This is a genomic window from Buttiauxella sp. A111, from assembly GCF_014189855.1.
Lineage (GTDB): Bacteria > Pseudomonadota > Gammaproteobacteria > Enterobacterales > Enterobacteriaceae > Buttiauxella > Buttiauxella selenatireducens.
Genome location: NZ_BJFN01000004.1, coordinates 116,026 through 135,819 on the forward strand (window position 1 = coordinate 116,026; position 19,794 = coordinate 135,819).

Annotated in this window: 17 protein-coding genes and 1 pseudogene; 5 read left to right on the forward strand and 13 right to left on the reverse strand. The window is 51.9% G+C overall.

What is annotated here, in order from left to right:
- Window positions 1-4: 4 nt before the first annotated feature.
- From BSPA111_RS12800 to tehA, 8 genes and pseudogenes are all read right to left on the reverse strand, one after another.
- The gene (locus tag BSPA111_RS12800) at window positions 5-859 is read right to left on the reverse strand and encodes a hypothetical protein (protein WP_183271546.1); all 855 of its coding nucleotides are present in this window, start codon (window positions 857-859) and stop codon (window positions 5-7) included.
- Complete coding sequence (locus BSPA111_RS12805) at window positions 859-1,734, reverse strand: hypothetical protein (RefSeq protein WP_183271547.1); 876 nt, start codon at window positions 1,732-1,734, stop codon at window positions 859-861. The genes BSPA111_RS12800 and BSPA111_RS12805 overlap by 1 nt, the downstream gene beginning before the upstream one ends.
- Before the next feature lie 67 nt (window positions 1,735-1,801).
- Entirely contained in the window at window positions 1,802-3,838 is a 2,037-nt protein-coding gene (locus BSPA111_RS12810; RefSeq protein ID WP_183271548.1) for a hypothetical protein, read from the reverse strand.
- On the reverse strand, window positions 3,835-5,475 hold the full coding sequence (locus BSPA111_RS12815; protein WP_183271549.1) for a terminase large subunit domain-containing protein: 1,641 nt from the start codon (window positions 5,473-5,475) through the stop codon (window positions 3,835-3,837). The genes BSPA111_RS12810 and BSPA111_RS12815 overlap by 4 nt, the downstream gene beginning before the upstream one ends.
- Window positions 5,472-5,906 carry a hypothetical protein gene (locus tag BSPA111_RS12820; RefSeq protein WP_183271550.1) on the reverse strand — a complete coding sequence of 145 codons (435 nt, stop codon included), beginning with the start codon at window positions 5,904-5,906 and terminating at the stop codon, window positions 5,472-5,474. The genes BSPA111_RS12815 and BSPA111_RS12820 overlap by 4 nt, the downstream gene beginning before the upstream one ends.
- A 514-nt stretch (window positions 5,907-6,420) precedes the next feature.
- Entirely contained in the window at window positions 6,421-7,497 is a 1,077-nt protein-coding gene (locus BSPA111_RS12825; RefSeq protein ID WP_183271551.1) for a tyrosine-type recombinase/integrase, read from the reverse strand.
- A gap of 138 nt (window positions 7,498-7,635) precedes the next feature.
- A pseudogene (locus BSPA111_RS12830) lies at window positions 7,636-7,821 on the reverse strand (tellurite methyltransferase); the annotation flags it as partial.
- Window position 7,822: 1 nt separating this feature from the next.
- Complete coding sequence (gene tehA / locus BSPA111_RS12835; protein ID WP_183271552.1) at window positions 7,823-8,812, reverse strand: dicarboxylate transporter/tellurite-resistance protein TehA; 990 nt, start codon at window positions 8,810-8,812, stop codon at window positions 7,823-7,825.
- Between the two features lie 120 nt (window positions 8,813-8,932).
- Here tehA and ydcK point away from each other — a divergent pair, with 120 nt between their 5' ends.
- Window positions 8,933-9,862: a YdcK family protein gene (gene ydcK / locus BSPA111_RS12840; protein WP_183271553.1), complete on the forward strand. Its 930-nt coding sequence runs from the start codon at window positions 8,933-8,935 to the stop codon at window positions 9,860-9,862.
- Between the two features lie 23 nt (window positions 9,863-9,885).
- Here ydcK and rimL read toward each other — a convergent pair whose 3' ends face one another.
- Window positions 9,886-10,449 (reverse strand): 50S ribosomal protein L7/L12-serine acetyltransferase, encoded by a 564-nt coding sequence (gene rimL / locus BSPA111_RS12845; RefSeq protein WP_183271554.1) that lies wholly within the window; start codon window positions 10,447-10,449, stop codon window positions 9,886-9,888.
- Window positions 10,450-10,631: 182 nt separating this feature from the next.
- Between rimL and hpxO the strand changes: the two genes are divergently transcribed.
- The gene (gene hpxO, locus BSPA111_RS12850) at window positions 10,632-11,789 is read left to right on the forward strand and encodes an FAD-dependent urate hydroxylase HpxO (RefSeq protein ID WP_183271555.1); all 1,158 of its coding nucleotides are present in this window, start codon (window positions 10,632-10,634) and stop codon (window positions 11,787-11,789) included.
- Between the two features lie 118 nt (window positions 11,790-11,907).
- Here hpxO and BSPA111_RS12855 read toward each other — a convergent pair whose 3' ends face one another.
- The 3 genes from BSPA111_RS12855 to BSPA111_RS12865 form a co-directional block, all read right to left on the reverse strand.
- Window positions 11,908-13,563 (reverse strand): glucan biosynthesis protein D, encoded by a 1,656-nt coding sequence (locus tag BSPA111_RS12855; RefSeq protein WP_183271556.1) that lies wholly within the window; start codon window positions 13,561-13,563, stop codon window positions 11,908-11,910.
- 323 nt (window positions 13,564-13,886) lie between these two features.
- Entirely contained in the window at window positions 13,887-14,663 is a 777-nt protein-coding gene (locus BSPA111_RS12860; protein WP_183271557.1) for an ABC transporter substrate-binding protein, read from the reverse strand.
- A gap of 12 nt (window positions 14,664-14,675) precedes the next feature.
- Window positions 14,676-15,845: a pyridoxal phosphate-dependent aminotransferase gene (locus BSPA111_RS12865; protein ID WP_183271558.1), complete on the reverse strand. Its 1,170-nt coding sequence runs from the start codon at window positions 15,843-15,845 to the stop codon at window positions 14,676-14,678.
- A 184-nt stretch (window positions 15,846-16,029) separates the two neighbouring features.
- On the opposite strand from BSPA111_RS12865, the gene BSPA111_RS12870 reads away from it, so the two are divergent.
- Complete coding sequence (locus BSPA111_RS12870) at window positions 16,030-16,890, forward strand: LysR substrate-binding domain-containing protein (protein ID WP_183271559.1); 861 nt, start codon at window positions 16,030-16,032, stop codon at window positions 16,888-16,890.
- A 97-nt stretch (window positions 16,891-16,987) separates the two neighbouring features.
- Here BSPA111_RS12870 and BSPA111_RS12875 read toward each other — a convergent pair whose 3' ends face one another.
- Window positions 16,988-17,209 carry a hypothetical protein gene (locus BSPA111_RS12875; RefSeq protein ID WP_183271560.1) on the reverse strand — a complete coding sequence of 74 codons (222 nt, stop codon included), beginning with the start codon at window positions 17,207-17,209 and terminating at the stop codon, window positions 16,988-16,990.
- A 391-nt stretch (window positions 17,210-17,600) separates the two neighbouring features.
- Between BSPA111_RS12875 and BSPA111_RS12880 the strand changes: the two genes are divergently transcribed.
- Together BSPA111_RS12880 and BSPA111_RS12885 are read left to right on the forward strand one after the other, a co-directional pair.
- A complete protein-coding gene (locus tag BSPA111_RS12880) occupies window positions 17,601-18,230 on the forward strand; it encodes a response regulator transcription factor (RefSeq protein WP_183271970.1) in 630 nt (209 codons plus the stop codon).
- The gene (locus BSPA111_RS12885) at window positions 18,231-19,772 is read left to right on the forward strand and encodes an MASE1 domain-containing protein (RefSeq protein WP_183271561.1); all 1,542 of its coding nucleotides are present in this window, start codon (window positions 18,231-18,233) and stop codon (window positions 19,770-19,772) included. It begins immediately after the preceding gene.
- The last annotated feature ends 22 nt before the right edge of the window (window positions 19,773-19,794 follow it).

Here is a 19,794-nt window from a genome sequence, read left to right on the forward strand (position 1 = left end):
CCCATCAGAACCACCCATTTTGTTTATCAGTTTCGGTTTCGGTGCTGCTTTCGGTCTTCAGTCCCGCGCCCGGCATTGTCACCGCCATAAGCGCCGCCATATCAATCCATTCTAAATTGCTGTTAATCATGTCGTTTTTACGGTTGTTATCCAGAACACTCTGGTTGTAGAACATCTCAAACAGACCCGCGTTAAACATGTTTTTAGTACCGGAGGAAATCAGATCACCACCAGCGCCCGCAATACCTTTGCCCGTTTGTAGCAGGTTTTGATTCAAGCCCAGCGCGGCGGAAAGTGCGTCCGTAGTCAGGCCGATGGCACCGCCCAGCACATCCGCCTGCATCCCGGCAATTCCAGCGGTCATGGCGTTCGCACCACTAGCAAGAATTGCGTTCGTAGAGTTTTCGGCGTTGCTGCTATTCATCACTGCGCCGTTACTCATTGTGCTTTGTGCGGAGGTTCCGAAGGCCGCGCCCATGCTCGCGTAAACATCATCCTGAATTGCAGCGGCCTGGCTTTCCATGAACGGGCTGGCGGCCCCCATGATGCCGGACACACCACTAGCGAAAGCCTCTTTCGTTCCGCCGTTTAATGCGCCCTGCATCCAGGCGATAGAGTCGGACATAAGCCCGCCCCCTTTCTGGACTAACGATTTACCCGCATCAATAGCCCCGCCGTTCCCATAGGACTCCAGCGCTTTTTGCATCGCTGGCGGCATTTCGGCAATGATGGATTCTTTGTAATCAATCGTGGGATTCGACTCGATAAAATCAATCATGACCGGACTGAGATACTCATACAGCCAGCTTTCGTTGCTGCTGCTACTGTTACTGCTGCTGTCGCTGTTTGCCCTTGCCATTACTTACCACCCCACAGGGATTGCATCCATTCACTGCTGCCCGCCTGCGCGGTTTCCTTGACCTTCGGCGGAGTTGCAGCCGTGGTCCCCTTTCCGGTCTTAATGACCTTTTTGGTCTGCTGCTGAAGTTTTGCCGCTGCGGTTTCGCGCTGGCTGCGGTAGGCGTAGGCATCCTTCAAGATTTCCATAAATGCTGGACTTACCACGTCCGCAAATTGGTCCATATTCATGACACCTTGAACAATGCCCTGGGCCTGCTTCATGTTGTCAGCGGTCCATCCGCGTTTTACTAATTGCGTTGCGACGTTCGCGGCGTTCTGGCGGCGGGCGTTGCTTAATGCCTGCTGGCGTTTCGCTTCAGTCTGCTGGGCTGCGGCTTCTAACATGCCTTTGCGGGTCTGGGCCTGCTGCAATGATTGGTGGGCTAACTGGTAATCCTGCGCATTGAGTTGCCCGGACGCCAGCGCCCGCTGTAGCTCCTCAATTTGCTTGTCTGTTTCAGTGACCGCCATCGCCTGAAATCGGGCGGCCTGGTCGTGAAACTGTTTAATGTTGTCCACAAGTGGCGCAATGGACTGGCTGAAAGCTTCGTTTGTGTTGTGGTGCTTCAGTGCTGCGGTTACTTGCTCCGCTGTGTACTCTGCGCCGTCGAACTGGTAGATGCTTTCGCCGTTGCCAGCGCTGCTCTCATCCCCTGGGCTAAGGTCGGATTGACTAGCGTCGTCAGTTGTTTTGTCTGGCTGTTGTGCTTCGCTGCGGTTTTCGTCGCCTTCGTTGACTTCTGGCGCTGGCGTTGCATCTCGAAAGAGGGCCGCAACGTCGAAGGCGGTAGACTGGCTGGATACATTCGGCTGATTGTCATTTTGAACTGTCACTTAAAGCGCTCCTTTGGTGGGTAAGTGGCCCGAATCCGTGGGCCGTCTTTTTTAGCAAATCACAAAATTACTCTGTTGTGCGAGTCTGAGCGGCTTCCTCTTCGTCGTTGTTATCTTCGATTACCTTTGCGGCCTCCAGTGTCTGGGCCTTGTTTGTCGCGTCGATATCAGCCACCAGCTTCAGCTTGTCCAGGTCGATTCCCTCCATAATCTCCTCAATTTCAGCCAGGACTTTAGCCGCTTCGTTCAATTTTTTCTGAGTGTCAGCGGTACTGTCCTGAACCTTCGCTTCCGCAAGCTTCGTTGTCGCAATGGCGTGGCGTAGTTGGCAAAGCGCCATGACCGCCTGCAACTTCTGTTGTTGCTCTGAAGGTTTCGGCATCTCTGAAGGCGGCGTAATGTATCGGGACACGTCTTCGCCATTGGTCACGGCGCGGAGGTAGTCGGCGAAAATCGTGTATTTGTTTTCCTCCGTGAAGTTCGCGGGCAAGGTTCCTGTCTGGGCTGCGGACTGATAGCACTGGAGCACGTTTAACGCGGCGTTAGCCCGATCACCTGCGGACTTGATGTCCACCTTCAGCCCGATGTCGTCACGAAGAACCTTAAACGGGATGGACTGCCCTTCGATATCAAGAACGGACCCAATTTCCTGCGCAACCAACAAGAAAATTCGGTAAGCAGGTTTGACGAATGTTTCCGCAAACACCTTTGCAATGCTGTTTTCGTTAATCTCGTCTTTTGCCTGGGTCAGCGCGATAGCCACGCCGGACTGTTGAACCTTTTGGGCTGCTTCCGCTGCTGATTGACCCGCACTACCCAACCGAGCGGCCTCAACATCATTCTGAAACTCACCCGCTAAAATCTGCATAGCTTGCGGGACGTCTGGAGTTGGTAAGCGGTTAATGCTGCCCTTCTGTTTGGTCAAGTACACCTTGCCTGGCTGCGTTCTATCGTTGAGCGCTGCTTTTGCCTGCGGGGTCAGCATACTGTCGACAATTTCAACGTCAGGATAAGCCGCGAAGTCTGCGCTACGCTGGATAGAGCGGCGGGCGCGGGTCGTGTTTTCCTGCGCTGATTTGGTGCGATCATACAAGCTTTCACCGTGGGCGCTGTTAGGGACAACGGACATTGCCCCCCAGATTAACGGGCAATATGGCACCTCTTCGTGCATCACGTAGGCGCTGTCAGTAGTCACAACGTGGTAAAGCTTTTCATCTGCGGAGTTGTAACACCCGCGCCAGTAGTGGTGAAACACGGTAATGATGTTGTTTAGCTCTTCCGAAGCACACACCGCCATTTCTTCCGTTGCCTGCGCATTAAGGTTTCCAGTGACTAACATCGACGTGTCGAGGCTGCGCCCGTTGTTGGTGTCCACATCGTTAGCGTTCACGACAGTTTCACGCTTATAGCCGCGTTTGATTGCTGCGGCATTGGTCAGCTCTTCCGCATAGGCGCAATAGTTAGCGGTCTGCGGACAAACAGCGCGGGGCGACAAAAAGAAATCCTTGAACGGAATCAGGTCAATTACTGGAAACTTGAACGTGTGAACACCTTGCTGCCAGCCAGTTGCGGTTGGGCCATCTTCTCCGTCTTCAAATTTCAGACTCGACTCAATGCTATAACCTGCGGTTTCCAACATTTTTTGGTCTGTCAGAACTTGCTGGGCGGGTGCGACGTCGTAGGTGTATTTTTCTGACTTTGTTACCTTTTCGTCATAGCCAACCAACCCTGCCTGATTGCCACTAATCAGGACCTCTTTCAGCGCCAAATAAATCTTAATTTCCCAGTCAGCAATCCCCAGCGCCATAGCGTGAACAGCGCGGGTTACGGCTGAAGCTAGTTTGTTTTCGGACTTCGCGTCCTTTGTGAAAGCCACTGGCGCTTTCTGGTCATCGGTAAAGATAGCCACCAGCGAAGGATGGACGGATTCAAAAGATTCCATCATTACCTGCCGGGCGGCAACGTCACCAGGAGCCAGGATTTCCGGTAATTCCCCGCGATAGAATCCCCATGCTTTGGCGTAGCGGTCCGCCAGTTCGGTTTGGCGGGTTACGGCTGCGTCTTTGTGGCGCATCACTTCGGTGTAAAGTTCTTGTTTGTTCATCCTGCAAAAGCTCCCATTGCTTGCGCGTAATCGTTGATTGCTGCGTATGCGACGTCCTGTCGTTTCTTGCGTTTGGCGCTGCTCATCGCTTCGCCGTCGTCCCTAACCCGTATCGCTGCAATTCGCATTGCGTCCAGGAAATGGTTGTTTTTGTCTGCGGGGATGGTCCGTTGACCACGCTTAACCCATTGGTAAAGCTGAAATTCCTTGAGCAAGCCTAGGCAGTTGCTAAAGATTTTCAACTCCCCATCCTGGAACCACTGCGCCAGCAAGTTAATGGACCCGACCAGGCTGCGGCGATTCGCCTCCAGTGGCGCAAGGTCTGGGGGGATCTCGAAGTTTTCATGATGTACGTTCGCGCCCTTCTCCCTCATGATTTCGGCGCGGGTCTGCTGTGTTCCTGGCTGAATGCCGTTACCGTCATGCGGGGACTTGACCACAATTCCAGGTAAGCCCAGCCCTTCAAAATCTAACTCGCCGTTAGTCGCTTCGTGCCAGTCGTTAGGCGCTGCGCCAACAATCTTTGCTGCCATATAGTCAGGCATATGGCTGTTCGCGTAGTGGTCGCGGTCCTGCTCGCTACTCCATTCGGTGAAAATGTATTTCTTCCCGTCGTCTGGGTTCATAGCCACGCTAACCACAATTGATGGGTCACTAATGCCCGAATAGCCAAAGTCGAGGGCGGACAATACAAGCCAGTGGTCTGGAATCTCAAAGGCCGCGACGGTCACCTGTTCCGGTGCATATGGATAGATAGCGCCGCTGCCCATGACAGGGATTCCAAGACTTCTCATTTTCCGCTGATAGTAGGGAATACGGGCCAATAGTGACTTTTTGACCTCTTCGGTCAGGTGGGGCGCGTCGTCCCAGGTCGCGTTTTGAAAGTAAATCTCTCCGGTGGCGTCATCACGACATTGAGCGTAGAAGTCCGTCGCCCCAACTTCGGGGGTTGCAGTACAAGCAATACAGCCCTTAGTGGTTGTAGTACGTGTCGTACATTGGGCAATGATTTCAAGCTCTCTTTCGGACTGCTCATCAACCCAGGCAAAGACGATTGATTGACCCATGTAGACTGTCTCGTCCTGAGTTGCAGAATAAAAATGAATCTCACTTTCCACCCCTGAAGCGTGTCTAACACGCAATGAAATTAACGATTCGCCACGCCTAACGATGGAATCCCACACAATCAACTCGCGCGGAATTGACCCGGTGCCGTAAGCGTTCGTGTTCCTAGCGTCATTGGTTCCAATCAACTCCTTTTGCAGGACCTTGCGCGTTGAGTCCGAGGAAATACCCACGGCCCACAACGTGCCAGCCTCACAACGGAAGCCGCGCCACCACGCTGGATATAGTCCGGTTGCGTGATAGGCAAATTCATGCGCCGCACCGTATGTCTTGCCGATACGGTTAGCGGCGGACAGGTAGCGAAGCAGAAAGCTGGACCCACTTTCGAACCATTTGACCTGGTAGTCATACGGCTGGAACAAGTCCCATTTAAAGTATTTGTTGAAGTGCTGCGCCATTCGAACAACATGGGGATGCGCCTTAATTGCCGCCTTGCCTGCGCGGGCTAATGCCTTTGCTGCTTCGCGGACCTTCTGGCGTTTCTCGAAGCCATCCAGCGTTAGCACGGTCACTTGCCAAACTCCTCAAGAATTCCGTCCAGTTCGTGGTCGTCAATCAGGAAGGTGTCGTTCTCATCCAGAACAACGGGGCCGGATGTCATGACCTGCGGGGCGGACTTGATTGTTTGAATCATGCCTTGTAACGCAATGGCCCTTTCTGTTGCTTTGGCCTTTGGGTTGTTAAGCACTGCGATGATTTGAGCGCCTACCCCCCCAACCGATTCAAAGGCGGCAAGGTCCCTTTGCGCACTGATAGCGCGGGCTGCTGCTGCCTGGCTGTTTTGGAATGCCGCCAGTTGCTGGAAGTGTTTGGCCTTTGGTTTTGCGCCTGGTGGAAGGAATCCGAGCGCCCTCATCAATCTTGTTTGTTCTTGAACTGCTCTTTTGCTTGCGGTCAGCCTGTCCTTTGCTGCATCCGCCTGCATTTCTGCGCGTGTTGCCACTCGACTGTACTCCCTAGTGAGTGCGTTTTTCTTTAAAAACCAGGCCAGCGAATAAGGCAAATCCCTGCCATCCAGGAAGCAAGACGTAAAAAGACATAGTTCGACCCAAAGGCCAAACTACGCCAGACGTTGAACGCACAACCGCGCCCCTCATGCCTTCCGAGGTTTTCTAACGTCCTTTTCACTCCGGCTACCGCTAACCGTGTTTCGGATTACTGGAATTTTAGCGCCTACGGTCACGCCGTCCGGTGTTCCAGTCTGTTGGCCCTCCGCACTGTTGCGAACTCAATCACGCGTCGGATAGTTACAAAGCCCCCAGGACACACCGCCCCGCTGCGACGTTCGACAATAGCGGGATTCCCTTACCCCAGACTTCCCAACCCCCCGCGTCAGCGGGGAAAAGTGCATATCTGAAGCTCTAGCGCCCAATGGTTAGGGCGCCAGCAAGAGTTGTATCTCTTTTTTAGGATTACATGACGTGGGCGGGGTGCTGCCAATCTGACAGCACGGATTGCTAAAGCGGGGTCTTTTTGGCGGTTAGCTCGTCAAAGCGTTCGTGAAGGGTTTCGGGGTACATTTCGCGGTAAACAGTCCACAAAGTTTTCAATGACTTATGTCCCGTAACCTGAGCAACCTCTTCAACCGTAAATCCGTATTCAAAGAGGCGACTCGCCCCCTCACGACGGGCGTCATGTAAGCGAATATCAGGGATGTTTAGCTTGTGTTTTATATCCTGGAAAAGCTGGCTCATGGTCTTAGGGTTGACCGGGAATATAAATTCAGGGGTTCGGGGCTGGCGCTGGACTATATTCCACGCCTCACCCAGCAGCGGAACAACCATGTGATTCCCCTGTTTCTTGCGCGGGTCTTTGCGGTCACGCACCAGGATAGACCGGGTTTCTGTGTTCAGGTCATCCCACCGGATGCGACACACCTCGCCCAGTCTCATGCATGACCAGATAGAGAACTCAAACAAATCATCATAGCGATTGCCCAAGCGCGAGCGGCGAGCATGAAGGGCTAAAACTTCGTGAAGCCTGACATATTCCTCCCGGCTTATTCTGCGGTTGCGGGTGTTCGATTTTGTCAGGACGTTGAGTCGTTGCAGGTAAATCCATGCGGCGCGGTACTCATCCACCAGCGCCTTTTCTCCATAGAACGGAAGCGCTACATCCAGCGCGGTCTTAACATACGAAAGTTCCGTAGCGACGGTTGACCCGGACACCTTCGCCCGTCGCGTCCTGGCGAACTCTACCCAGCGGGACATTGTTAGCTCAACCAGAGGAAAATCGACGATAGAGTATCGTTTTACCATGCCTAGTCGACCAATCTTGTCTGCCCCCTTTTTCATATTCGGATCTGCTAGATAGCGGTCTATTAGCTCGCCCAGGGTCATTCCCTTTTTCTTTACTGTTACGCCGCTCTCCAGTTCCGCCACGCGGTGAGCGCCCCATGCCTTCGCTTGCGCCTGGCGGGGAAAGGTTTTTGATTCGCGGTGAACGTATACGCCACCCTCTTTAATCCCAACCGTGACGCGGTATCGAGCAACACCTAGCGAGGTCGTTCTTTTTTCGACTGTGTAAAAGGCCATGTGGGGGACTCCCTGGGGGACTGAACAACGGGAAATATAGTAAAACCCGGTTAAATATGGGGTGCTGCGGGTCGCAATTTCACCACATGGCTGTGTAACTTACTGAATTTAAAGAAAGGAAAAAAGAGGGGTGTTTTTGCTCATCGGGTTTTTATCCCAGGCTGTCACATCAAACCCTTTTTGATTCAGATACAGACTATTGCGCCCACTGCCGCAGCCGAGATCTAACGTTTTTCCTGGCGGGACGATCGTTACCGCATTCAGTACTTCGGAATGGGTACGCGTTAAACCGTATTTCTCGGTGTAATAATTTTCAGAAGCCATCTTAATTTGTCCTTTTTGCAGGCCGTTCACTACACAACAGGAATTTACCCTGATAAAGCAGAACAATCGTGCGCAGTAACAACAGGCCAATAATAATATTGGTGAAGATAAATAGCGGCAACGCAATGGCGGTAAAAAGTCCGTCATTACTGCTGTGGCTCAGATGCAACGCGGTGGTAGCAAGGGCCGAAATACCAAACGAGAAGCTCCAGAACGACGCGTTAAATGGCTGCGACAAATACCAGGGTATCAGGCGCAACGTAAACAGCAGTTGCAGCAGTCCATAACCAAACAGCATTTTGGCGAAGAAATCCGGGTTTCCACCGTTAACACTCAGGTAAGCATTACACGCCACCAGCGCCGGAGCGAGCTGAATACCTAATGATGAACGCGTGGGAGCGGGCAACTCACCGCCACTTCGCAAACGCTGCAAAATCGCAGGTTCCAGACTCAACCAGGAAAACACCCCCGCCCCGAAGAATAAAATCCCAAGGTCATGATACCCCAACGCTCCGCAAGCCATGGCACTGATGAAATTATTTGCGACTGTCGGCAAATAAAGGCCGGGCGTGGTGTCACTCGCCGGAAGACGGCCTCGCCACAGTCCCGCACTTTGCCAGGCAGCGTAAATCAATTGCACCAACGCGCCGAAGGCAAACAACCCTACAGCAAGAGGACGAATATAAGGCTCAACTGCGATCGCAACCAGCATCGTGGTTGCAGGGAACAAGCTGACAAAGCTCCCCTTTAAACTGTGGTTAGCTTCTTCGAGAACGCTCTGCGGATATTTCACCAGACGCATAATAAAAGCCGCTGCCAATGCCAGCCAGATGGCAATCGCCAGGCTCTCTAACGCATCACCAATGACTGGCGATACCGACCAGACTTTAGCGGCATAACGCCACGCGAAACCCATGCCGATAACGCCAAGGACGATACCAAAATACCCTGCCGGGAGATTTAGCATGGTACGAATTGCTGACTTATTCATTAATTTGAAATCTTAAAATTTATTTTAGATCGTATTTTATGCGAATGCGCGTCAGAACGCCATCTGGGGATTTACCTGCTACGTTTTAAGCAGAGTCTGGAAAACACTGAGGCGAATCGGATGAACAAGTATCAGCTAACGGGTGATGCGAGGCTACATGATTATCTGATTGATGGAAAAAAGCAGCAGGTCAAACTGTGGCAGGTCATGGCACTTTGTGATTTCGCCGATGTTAAAGCCGGGCAACTAGGCGGGTGGATTGAAAACGAAGACAATCTCAGTCAGCACGGCCATTGCTGGATATATGGCAGCGAATGCGTGGTTTATGGCGGCTCAAGTGTCGCTGATGATGCGCAAATTCACGGCAGCTCTACCCTATGCCACCAGGCACACGTCAGCGGAAAAAGTTTCGTGGAACAATCACTGATCAGCGGTGAATGCCATATTTTCGATGCTGCTCGCATTCTGAATGGCAGCCAGATCATTGCCGTTCGCGGGCTGACCGCCGACGAAGACCAGTTACTGAAAATTTATGGAAACGCCACGGTTAACGCTTCCCGCGTGGTGCATCAGGCACAAATTTTTGGCCATGCCATCGTTAACAATGCTTTTATTGAACATCGTGCTGAAGTCTTCGGCCATGCCGTTCTGGAAGGCAACGACGAGAACAATATCTGGGTTTGCGACTGTGCTCGTGTTTTTGATAATGCACGAATTATTGCCGGGCGCGGTGACGACCAAATCCCAACAATTCGATACTCCTCGCAAGTTTATGGTAACGCGCTGATTGAAGGTGATTGCGTCTTAAAGCACCAGGTGAATATTTTCGATGACGCCACGCTTATCGGCGGGCCTATTCAGCTAGACAACCAGGTGCAAATCTACGGGCAGGCGCGCGTTACCGGCAATGTGCTCATCGAGAATAATGTGCAGATTTACGATAAAGCCGCCGTTGACGGGCTGGGCGGCGAACTCATTCATATTCGCGGAATTAAAGATATTAACGGCGAACAACGTATTACGCGTTCACCGTTCTATGGGTTGTTTTAAGAAAGGCGTTCGGATGAAACAATTTATTCCACACTGCCTACAATCCGCCCATAAATATTCTGGTCATGAAACTCGCCGTTTAAAAATTCGGCTTGCTTCAGACAACCTTCAAGGATGAAACCATTGCGTAACGCAACCTGATTACTGGCCAAATTGCTGACGATGCACTTAATCACAAAGCGGCGCACCACACCTTCGCGGGCATATTTTTCCACAATCGCCTGTATCGCGCGGGAAATAATCCCTTGCCCCTGGGCGTCTTTATCCAACCAGTAACCGATGTAAGCCACTTTATTGGTGGGCTCAATCTGGTTAAACGAAATGACCCCAACCATTTTCTGGTGCAGGAAGATCAGGAACATTTTCGCGTAGCCGCGATGATGCAGTATGTAATTGCCCTGCGCCATTTTGCGCGAGTCTTCGACCGACAGCACATATTGCGGCCAGTCCATCGCCGTTTGTAGCCAGGTTTTATTCTTCTGCACCAGAGCAAAAATCTCATCCGCGAAACGTTCATGAATAGAGTGCAGCGTCATGCCGTCGTCAATGTTAATCAGATCGTCTTGCCAGTTATCGGAATCCCGCACCCCGTCTCTCCTTTTTTCTCTATCAGAGGGAAATCATGGTGCAGAAAAAGCCATTGCACCACTGCTACTCCCCACAATTGCACAATGAATTTGCGATACACGGTTTACCGTCGCTGATCTGAACGATTCGCCACGCTGGTATAGATATTGCTTTACATCTTTGTAACCTAAAGGAGACACAGATGAAAGCGATCATAATAGGCGGCGGCATTGGTGGACTTACGGCGGCAATAGCCCTGAAAAGATGTGGCATGACAACGGAAGTCTATGAAGCAGTTAAAGAAATTAAACCCGTCGGTGCGGCGATTTCAATTTGGCCTAATGGCGTGAAATGTCTGAACTGGCTGGGTATGAAAGAACCGCTCCAGCAACTTGGCGGGACCATGGAATTTATGGCCTACAAAGAGTGTGTTGACGGCCAAACTCTGACCCGTTTTAGTCTCGATCCTTTAATCAAAAGTGTGGGTGAACGCCCCTATCCTGTCGCGCGGGCCGAGCTGCAAGAGATGCTGATGGATACCTATGGCCGCGAGGATATTCAGTTTGGCAAACGCGTAGCTAAGGTTGAAGAGTTTGATGGCGGTGTTCGGGCCTTTTTTGAAGATGGGCATGTAGCCGTTGGCGATGTATTAATTGCCGCTGATGGCACGCATTCTGCGATTCGGCCTTATGTTCTTGGACATCAGACAGAACGCCGTTATGCCGGCTATGTGAACTGGAACGGCCTGGTAGAAATTGACGAATCTATTGCTCCGGCCAATCAATGGACGACGTTTGTTGGTGAAGGTAAACGAGTTTCTTTAATGCCCGTTGCCGGTAATCGCTTCTATTTCTTCTTTGATGTGCCCTTAGAAAAAGGCTTACCTGAAGATCGCAACACCGTAAAAGCTGATTTAACACGCTATTTTTCCGGCTGGGCGCCCGCTGTTCAAAAATTGATTTCAGCCATTGACCCTGACACCACTAACCGAATAGAAATTCATGATATCGAGCCATTTATGCAGCTGGTACGTGGGCGCGTTGCGCTACTTGGCGACTCAGGTCATAGCACCACACCTGATATTGGTCAAGGGGGGTGCGCAGCAATGGAAGACGCCGTGGTGCTGGCGGTCGCATTGCAAACCAACTCACTAGGTATCGAAGATGCGCTACTGCGTTATCAGGAAAAACGCGCTTATCGTGTTAAAGATCTGGTACTTAAAGCGCGTAAACGCTGCGATGTGACTCACGGGAAAGATATGAGTGTCACACACAGTTGGTACGAAGAATTGAAAAGTGAAACCGGCGAACGGGTACTTTCCGGGATGCGGGAAACCATTCTCGGTGGGCCGCTGGAGTGATACCTGACACTGACTATTTCGGATGCCGCTTAAGCTTATTTGACCTGGCTAAACAGTTCGCGCATGTGAGATCCAGACTTTAAAAAGCCCCGTATTTCTACGGGGCCATCTGGCTTACTTATTTCATTATGCGGTCATCAACGTATTTACGCTTATCCGGTGCTGGTGGGAAGTAGTGATATAACCAGGTTTCACTGATGGCATCCCCCTGACAGCGCAGGAACATACGCATATCGACCGGGTCGGTAGAGTCGTCAGTCGGATACCAGTCAAACAGTATGCGGTAGCCGTTGAATGGCTCGACATACAAAATTTCAATCTGTTTGGCTTCGCCATTAGACAAAGTGATAACCGGCTCAATCCCTTTCGGTGCCGCCGCTTTCAAATCACCGCCAATAAAATCAATCGCGAAACGACGTGACCATTTCTCCGGGAAGTGCTCGCCTGGCGCCCAACCTTCCGGGAAGCTGCCCATGCCGGTACGCGTCGCGTAAACGCGTGCCAGCGGCGATTGGATCGGTGGCAATCCGCTCCAGTACAAACGGTATTTAAACTCCAGTTCGTCCCCAGCTTTCACCGCTTTTTCCGGCTGCCAGAAGCAGACGATGTTATCCAGTGTTTCACCCGTGGTTGGGATTTCCATCAGACCAATTGTGCCCTTGCCCCACTTGTTAAGCGGCTCAACCCACAGGCTTGGACGTTTGTTATACCACCCCATAATGTCCTGGTAGTTAGCAAACTCATGGTCTAATTGCAGCAAACCAAACCCTTTCGGGTTGTTGTCGGTGTAGGCGTTGTACTGCAACTTCTGCGGGTTATTCAGCGGGCGCGTCACCCATTCTCCGTTGCCACGCCACATCGCCAGGCGATCGGAGTCGTGAATTTGCGGGTGAATGGTGTCGCACATCCGACGTTCGTTGGTGCCACAAGCAAACATACTGGTCATCGGTGCGATGCCGAGCTGTTTAATATCTTCGCGCGCATACAGGTGATTATCGACATCCATCACCACGCGTTCAGCTTCACAACGGATGGTAAATTTATATGCTCCGGTGACGCTTGCGCTATCGAGCAGTGCGTAAACCACAAACTGGGTATCGCCCGCTTTCGCGGTTTCAAACCAAAATGAGGTAAAGTCCGGGAACTCTTCGAGTTGGTCGGTATAGGTATTTACCGCCAGTCCACGGGCAGATAAGCCGTATTGATAAGTGTTATCTACCGCACGGAAATAACTCGCGCCGAGGAAGGAAACCACGTCGCGGCGTGCCAGTTCCGGTGCTTTAAAGGCTTTAAAACCGGCAAAGCCGAGATCAATCTGGCCTTCAAGCTGTTTGGTATCTACGCCCGCATCGTTGTAATTAAACAACTCCGGGCGGAAGTGAATTTCACGTGCCTGATGCGATGACGGGTCCACCGAGAACATGCGCACACGGCGACGGAAGCCCATCCCCACGTGGAAAAACTGCACATCAAGCTGGCGGTTTTCAATGTTATTCCACAGAGAATGGCCGGCATCATATTGAATCGCGTTGTAAGCCTGAGGCGTTAAATTTGCCAGGGTGTCAGGCAATGGACGTGGTTTTCCGACCCAGGGTTTCTTCGACAGGTCATGGGCCATTGATTGGAGCACAGTGAAATCGAACGAAGTGGTACGACCATCGGCAATTTCAGACTCTGACGCGTAAGCGGCGCGTGAGAATAGCGTGGCAAGTGAAGTTGTGCCGCTGACTGCGGCGAGAGCCATGGAGGCTTTGATAAAACGTCTGCGGTTCATGCCTGAAAAATAGTCCTTCTTTGTCGATGTGTTTCGCCCCACCGGCTATACCCGTCATACTTCAAGCCACAGGTGCGTTGGCTGCGACCATGCGCCCCAGTCACATAGTTATCTATGCTCCTGGGGACTTATGCTCTGGCCGCCTTCCTGCGGCTCGAATTATTTGGGTATAGAAGCTGTTAAGATCGCACACTCTAGACAATATTCACTGAAAAACCAATCAGAGACACAGACCTTTACGCATCGGCCCGCAATTTTTTCATGTACATGAGAATACGATGAAAAAACGGCTCACAATGTGAGCCGTTAATCGGGTGATGCGCCTATTTTACGCTGACATCAATACCCGGGAAATACTTCTTCGCAAGCGCGGTAATCGTGCCGTCGGCGCGTACTTTTTCGATAGCTGTATCCAACTGTTTCTTGGTTTGCTCATCGCCTTTACGCAGGCCATAACCAATCCCGCTGCCCAGAATCGTGTCATCGCTGACCGGTTTGCCGATAAAGCCAAAACCTTTGCCCTGCGGCTTACTCAAGAAGCCCGCCTGGCCAGCTGCGGACATCACCAGCGACGCATCGATTCGGCCATTAAGCAAATCACCCCATGCCATATTCTGGTCTTTGTAGGAAACGACGGTAACACCGTGTTTTTCCCAATGTTCCTTCGCATAGGTTTCCTGAATAGAACCCTGCAGAACACCGATGGTTTTGCCCTTCAGCCCTTCGGGTGTCGCTTCCATTCCACTGTCTAGCTTGCCCACTAATTGAGAAGGAATACGGTAGATTGGCTGGGTAAAATCAATACTTTTACGACGCTGTTCGGTGATGTTCATTGCCGAGTTAATTGCATCGAATTTCTTCGCCACCAGCCCTGGAATTAACGCATCAAATGAGGTTTCTACCCATGTGCATTTCAGGCTCGCCGCTTTACAAATCGCGTTCCCCAGGTCGATATCAAACCCTTCCAACTCCCCTGCCGAGTTACGGCTTTCAAAAGGTGGGTATTCAGCTTCCACGCCATAGCGCATTTCGCTTGCCGCAAATGTAGAGAATGAAGCACACATCCCAACCAACAAACTTAACGCATAAACTTTTTTCATTATGACCTCGTATCAGCGTGGCTTAACCTGGCAAAGTGCCTGAGCACCCGCACGTAACGTAGCTTCATCTTTAGCAAATGACAAACGAATCAACTTGTTGTCTGTCCCATCGGTATAAAACGCGGAGAGCGGAATTGTCGCCACGCCATATTGAGTAATTAAACGTTTAACCATTTCACTGTCGGATTCATCGCTGAAATGACTGAACTTCGCCAACAGGAAGAACGAACCCGCACTTGGCAGCAGCTCGAATGGCGACTCCGCCAATAATGACTGCATTAAATCGCGTTTACGTTGATAAAACGCCGCCAGCGACAAATAGGTATCCGGGTTTGTCATATATTCAGCAAAGGCATGCTGCATTGGCGTATCGGCGGAGAACATCAGGAACTGATGCACTTTGCAGATTTCCGACATCAGCTCTGCGGGTGCCAGGCAATACCCCACGCGCCAGCCTGTCACATGGAAGGTTTTACCAAATGAGGAGACAATCACGCTGCGCTCGGCCAGCGCCGGATGCGTTGCCATGCCGTGATGGCGTTCACCATCAAACACGATGTGTTCATAGACTTCATCGGACAAAATAATGATGTCGGTATTGCGCGTCAGTGCCGCCAGCATTTCCAGATCGTGCGCGCTAAATACTTGTCCGCTTGGGTTGTGCGGCGTGTTAACGATGATCATGCGGGTACGTGGGCTAATGGCGGCACGTACTTCGTCCCAGTTGACGGTGAAATCTGGCAACGCCAGTTTCAGTGCCACGGGTGTCGCCCCCTGCAGACGCACAATCGGCGCGTAGCTATCAAAAGACGGTTCGAAGTAAATCACCTCATCACCCGGATGGACTAACCCGCTGATGGCCGAATAAAGCCCTTCGCTGGCGCTGGCGGTGATTAAGATTTCATCATCAACGTCATAACGTGAGCCGTAAAGCGTCGCCACTTTTTCAGCAATCAACGTTTTTAACGGCCTGTAACCGGTCATCGATGCATATTGGTTATGGTTATCCTGCATCGCTTTAGTGACGCCTGCGATCAGTTGCGGGTCAGGTGAAAAATTAGGTGCGCCCTGAGAAAGATTGATGGCGTTATGTTGCGCCGAGAGTTGGCCGATAACAGTAAAAATGGTGGTTCCAACATCCGGTAATTTTGAACGAAGTTGCACCGGGGTTTGCATAGTCATGGCCGCTCCTGTGAATTTGTGTTTATAGCCAAAATAATTCGAGTAGCAGACAACGCACATGCAACTTGAAGTATGACGGATATATTTGCATAACTATTCAAACTGTAACCGATTGCTACCACAATCGAATTGTTGTCATAATAGCCATGCAAAAAATTCATAGCTCAATGGAGATCCATCACATATGCGGCGCAATTTTCCTCTGAATACGGTTGATGCTTTCCTGGTGACGGCAAAACATTTGAATCTGACGCGCGCCGCCAAAGAGCTGTGTCTGACGCAAGGCGCGGTGAGCCGCAAAATATCCACCCTTGAAGAGTGGCTTGGCTATTCGCTGTTTGATCGTCATGCCCGGGGATTGCATTTAACTCCTCAGGGAAACGCTCTGCTGCCAGAAATGCAGCACGCCTTTGAACATTTGTTGAGTGTCGCCAACAACGCCTGTCTGAAATCCCGTGTAATTCGCCTGAAAGCCCCGACCTGCGCCATGCGCTGGCTGGTGCCTAAGCTTGTGCAACTCGAGAGCGCCGCCCCTGACATTCAGGTGGAGTTAACCACCACGGTTGAACATGGGGTTAATTTCAAAAACGAGTCTTACGATGCCGCAATTATTTTCGGCCAGCCTGACAACGGCGGCACGCTGCTGTTTGAGGAGTGCCTCACGCCGGTGATAAGCCAGCATTTGCTGCCAGATGAGCCGCTCACTGCCGACATCCTGAGCCGCTATACCTTTCTGCATCCGACTCGCGATCGTACCGATTGGTCACTGTGGCTGGCGCAAAATACCGACATCACGCCTGTTATGCATAAAAATCAACACTTCGACACTATGGATTTAGCCATCAGCGCGGCGATTCAAGGATTTGGCATTGCGATCGCCGATGTGACGCTGGTGGCGGAAGATTTGCGACGGGGCAGATTGGTACAGCCGTTTGCAAGCAGTGTGAAAACCGGTGCGTGTTACCGCTTGTCTTTGCGTCCTGGCAACGAAAACGACGCTGGGTTGGAGTCGTTTAAAGCGGGGTTACTGACGTTGAGTCTGTAGGGTTCCGGCCTGTTAAATATATTATTTATGACGGAAGCGGTGAAGGTTCCGTTCACTTCAGAAATTCCGTTACATGCAACCACCGAACCGGTGAACGTCATAGGGGAGCCGCCGTCGCTCCCCTATGGACCCCGACTCCCGGCAAATAAATCGCCGCTGCGCGGTAAACACCGTTTTTCACCCAACATTCGCGGTCGTTCGCGATTCGTTCCCGACGATCGCTCTCTTTCGCCGCTCCCGGCGGCTCAACCACGACTGAAGGGTAAAAACCGGCGCGATTTAAGCCGGAACCAACGTCAACGTCAAAACCTAAAGTCAAAAGCCGAAGCGGTTTTGACCTTGCTCCCGGTATAAATTGCCCCAGTGTTCCCCATAAGTCAGGGTGGCGTGGTCGGGAACCACGCCAGTGAGCGATCGCCGGGAGCGAGTCGCGAACGACCCTGAACGTTGGGGATAAGCTGGGGTTTACCGCGCAGCGGCAATTTAAAACCGGGCGCCGGGGTTGCCAGGGGGCTGGCGTGAGCCACCTGGCACGTTCACCGTTTACAACGGTTAAAGAGATTGTCAGCCGCACAGGTGAACGGAAAATAGCGGATTTACAAAGAGCGCACGCTCTTTTTGCTACCCCTGTAACATATTACCAACTTAGCCGTTGCACTGAACACATTCATCCGCATGATGTCGCCAGTTCCCTCCTGATGAAGATAACGATGATTTCCGTTGCTTTAGTTGATGACCATGTTGTGGTGCGCTCAGGTTTTGCGCAGTTGCTGAGCCTTGAGAGCGATATTGAGATTGTTGGGCAATACAGTTCTGCCGCCGAAGCGTGGCCCGCACTGATAAAAAGCCAGCCCGATGTCGCAGTGCTCGACGTCGCCATGCCAGACGAAAATGGTTTGAGTTTGCTCAAACGTCTGCGCCAACAGCGCCCTGGTTTTCGCGCCATCATCCTCAGTATTTATGACACGACCGCATTTGTGCAAAGTGCGCTGGATGCGGGTGCTGGCGGGTATCTCACCAAACGCTGTGGCCCGGAAGAACTGGTACAGGCAGTGCGTACCGTTGGTATGGGTGGCCATTACTTGTGTGCTGATGCGCTGCGTGCCCTGCGCCATGCGGGGCAACCGGCCAAAGTTCTGGAAGTCCTCACCCCACGCGAACATGAAGTTTTCGACTGGCTGATTAAAGGTGAAAGCGTGAAGCACATTGCTGAGCAACTCAATCTCAGCCACAAAACAGTGCATGTTCATCGCGCCAATATCCTCGGGAAACTGCAATGCGAAAGCACCATCGAACTGGTGCATTTTGCCCTCGAACACCAACTCTTAACCGGACACTAAATGTCTCGCTCGTGGCGTCATCTGCTGCTATCGCTGTTTATTGTTTTTGCCTGGGGGCTGACCTGGCTTGCCCTGTGGACCATCAGTTTTTATCTCACCAATAACGGTCAGCAAGCCACATTACTGTTACCGCAAGGTGTCCACCTGGCGTTGCTGATTTTACTGCACCGGCGTTACTGGCCTGCCCTGTTTATCCCGGTGCCCTTGATGCTCACCTGGCTTTGGCAACAGCAGTTGATGACCGAACCGGTGATGTTACTTTCACCGTTCCTCAGCGCCATTCCTGCGTTATTTGTTCAGCATTACTGGCACCGTTTTACGCTCTACTGGCAACGGTTATCGCTACTGATGGCGGCGATCGCCAGCGATGCGTTACTGCATACCTTAGTGTTAACGCCGTTTATCAACAGCTCCGCTTCCCAAACCTTGCTTGCCGCCTTTACTGGCGGTGTGGTGCTCACGCCATTCGTCTATTTGATTTATGAATACTTGCGCCAACAGCACCTCGAAAGCCTGCTGGCGCAGGAAACGCCCAACCCGCCACTGCGCACGTCATTGCTGGTCTGGTGCAGCCTGTTTTTCATCATTGGCGTCGGTGCGCAAATGGTGGTGTCGCCTGAAATTGAACGGCTTTTGCTGATTGTGGTGTTTTTGCCAAACGTGGTGATGGCGTACAAATTTGGTTGGCAAGGCGGTGTTCTGGCCGCGTTGTTGGGCAGCATGATGATTACCATCGCCCGTCAGATTGGCAGCGGATTTAACGGGTTGATGGAGATGGAACTGTTCCTTTCAACCCAGGCGCTGCTGGGTATTGGGCTTGGGATTGCGATAAGCCGCCAGCAGCATCTGGCGAACAATCTGCACCGCTATCGACAACGGCTGGAAGTTGAATTGCAGGCCAGACGCGAACTGATGGAGCAACTGGTGCACACAGAAGAGGACACCCGCAAGGACCTGGCGCGCGAACTGCACGACGAAATCGGCCAGAATATTACCGCGATCCAAATCCAGTCGATGCTGGTGAAACGCACCGCCAACGGAGAAGCCACGGTTCTCGCCGCCGAACAAATCAACCAACTCGCCCAACGTATTCATCACTCAACCCGCCATCTGCTGCGCCAGCTTCGCCCTCCTGTCTTAGACGAAATCTCACTCGATGAAGCGCTCCACCATTTGATACAGGAATTCGCTTTTACCGAACGCGGGATCCTCTGCCGTTTGCATTACGCTCTACCGGGCCAGCCGGCTAGCGAACCCGTGGTGTTCACGCTTTACCGCCTGGTGCAGGAATTACTCAATAATATCTGCAAACACGCTAACGCCAGCCTGGTTGAGATCTCACTGACTCAGCAACCCTGTGGCGTACGCCTTGAAGTCAAAGACGATGGGATCGGTTTTAGTGGCAACGCCCATACCGGACACGGACTACGAGGAATTGCCGAACGCATCCGCGCGTTAGGGGGCGATTTGCAGCTTGAAAGCCAATCCGGCACCCGCGTAATTGTTAACTTGCCCACACTTTTTCAACAAACTCAGGGATAACCAGGAAAAATTCCTGGTTGAC

Excerpts from the sequence above, each read along its gene's own strand:
- BSPA111_RS12800 (WP_183271546.1), bottom strand. The coding sequence starts at position 859 with ATGGCAAGGGCAAACAGCGACAGCAGCAGTAACAGTAGCAGCAGCAAC.
- BSPA111_RS12810 (WP_183271548.1), bottom strand. The coding sequence starts at position 3,838 with ATGAACAAACAAGAACTTTACACCGAAGTGATGCGCCACAAAGACGCA.
- BSPA111_RS12825 (WP_183271551.1), bottom strand. The coding sequence starts at position 7,497 with ATGGCCTTTTACACAGTCGAAAAAAGAACGACCTCGCTAGGTGTTGCT.
- tehA (WP_183271552.1), bottom strand. The coding sequence starts at position 8,812 with ATGAATAAGTCAGCAATTCGTACCATGCTAAATCTCCCGGCAGGGTAT.
- ydcK (WP_183271553.1), top strand. The coding sequence starts at position 8,933 with ATGAACAAGTATCAGCTAACGGGTGATGCGAGGCTACATGATTATCTG.
- hpxO (WP_183271555.1), top strand. The coding sequence starts at position 10,632 with ATGAAAGCGATCATAATAGGCGGCGGCATTGGTGGACTTACGGCGGCA.
- BSPA111_RS12855 (WP_183271556.1), bottom strand. The coding sequence starts at position 13,563 with ATGAACCGCAGACGTTTTATCAAAGCCTCCATGGCTCTCGCCGCAGTC.
- BSPA111_RS12860 (WP_183271557.1), bottom strand. The coding sequence starts at position 14,663 with ATGAAAAAAGTTTATGCGTTAAGTTTGTTGGTTGGGATGTGTGCTTCA.
- BSPA111_RS12865 (WP_183271558.1), bottom strand. The coding sequence starts at position 15,845 with ATGACTATGCAAACCCCGGTGCAACTTCGTTCAAAATTACCGGATGTT.
- BSPA111_RS12870 (WP_183271559.1), top strand. The coding sequence starts at position 16,030 with ATGCGGCGCAATTTTCCTCTGAATACGGTTGATGCTTTCCTGGTGACG.
- BSPA111_RS12880 (WP_183271970.1), top strand. The coding sequence starts at position 17,601 with ATGATTTCCGTTGCTTTAGTTGATGACCATGTTGTGGTGCGCTCAGGT.
- BSPA111_RS12885 (WP_183271561.1), top strand. The coding sequence starts at position 18,231 with ATGTCTCGCTCGTGGCGTCATCTGCTGCTATCGCTGTTTATTGTTTTT.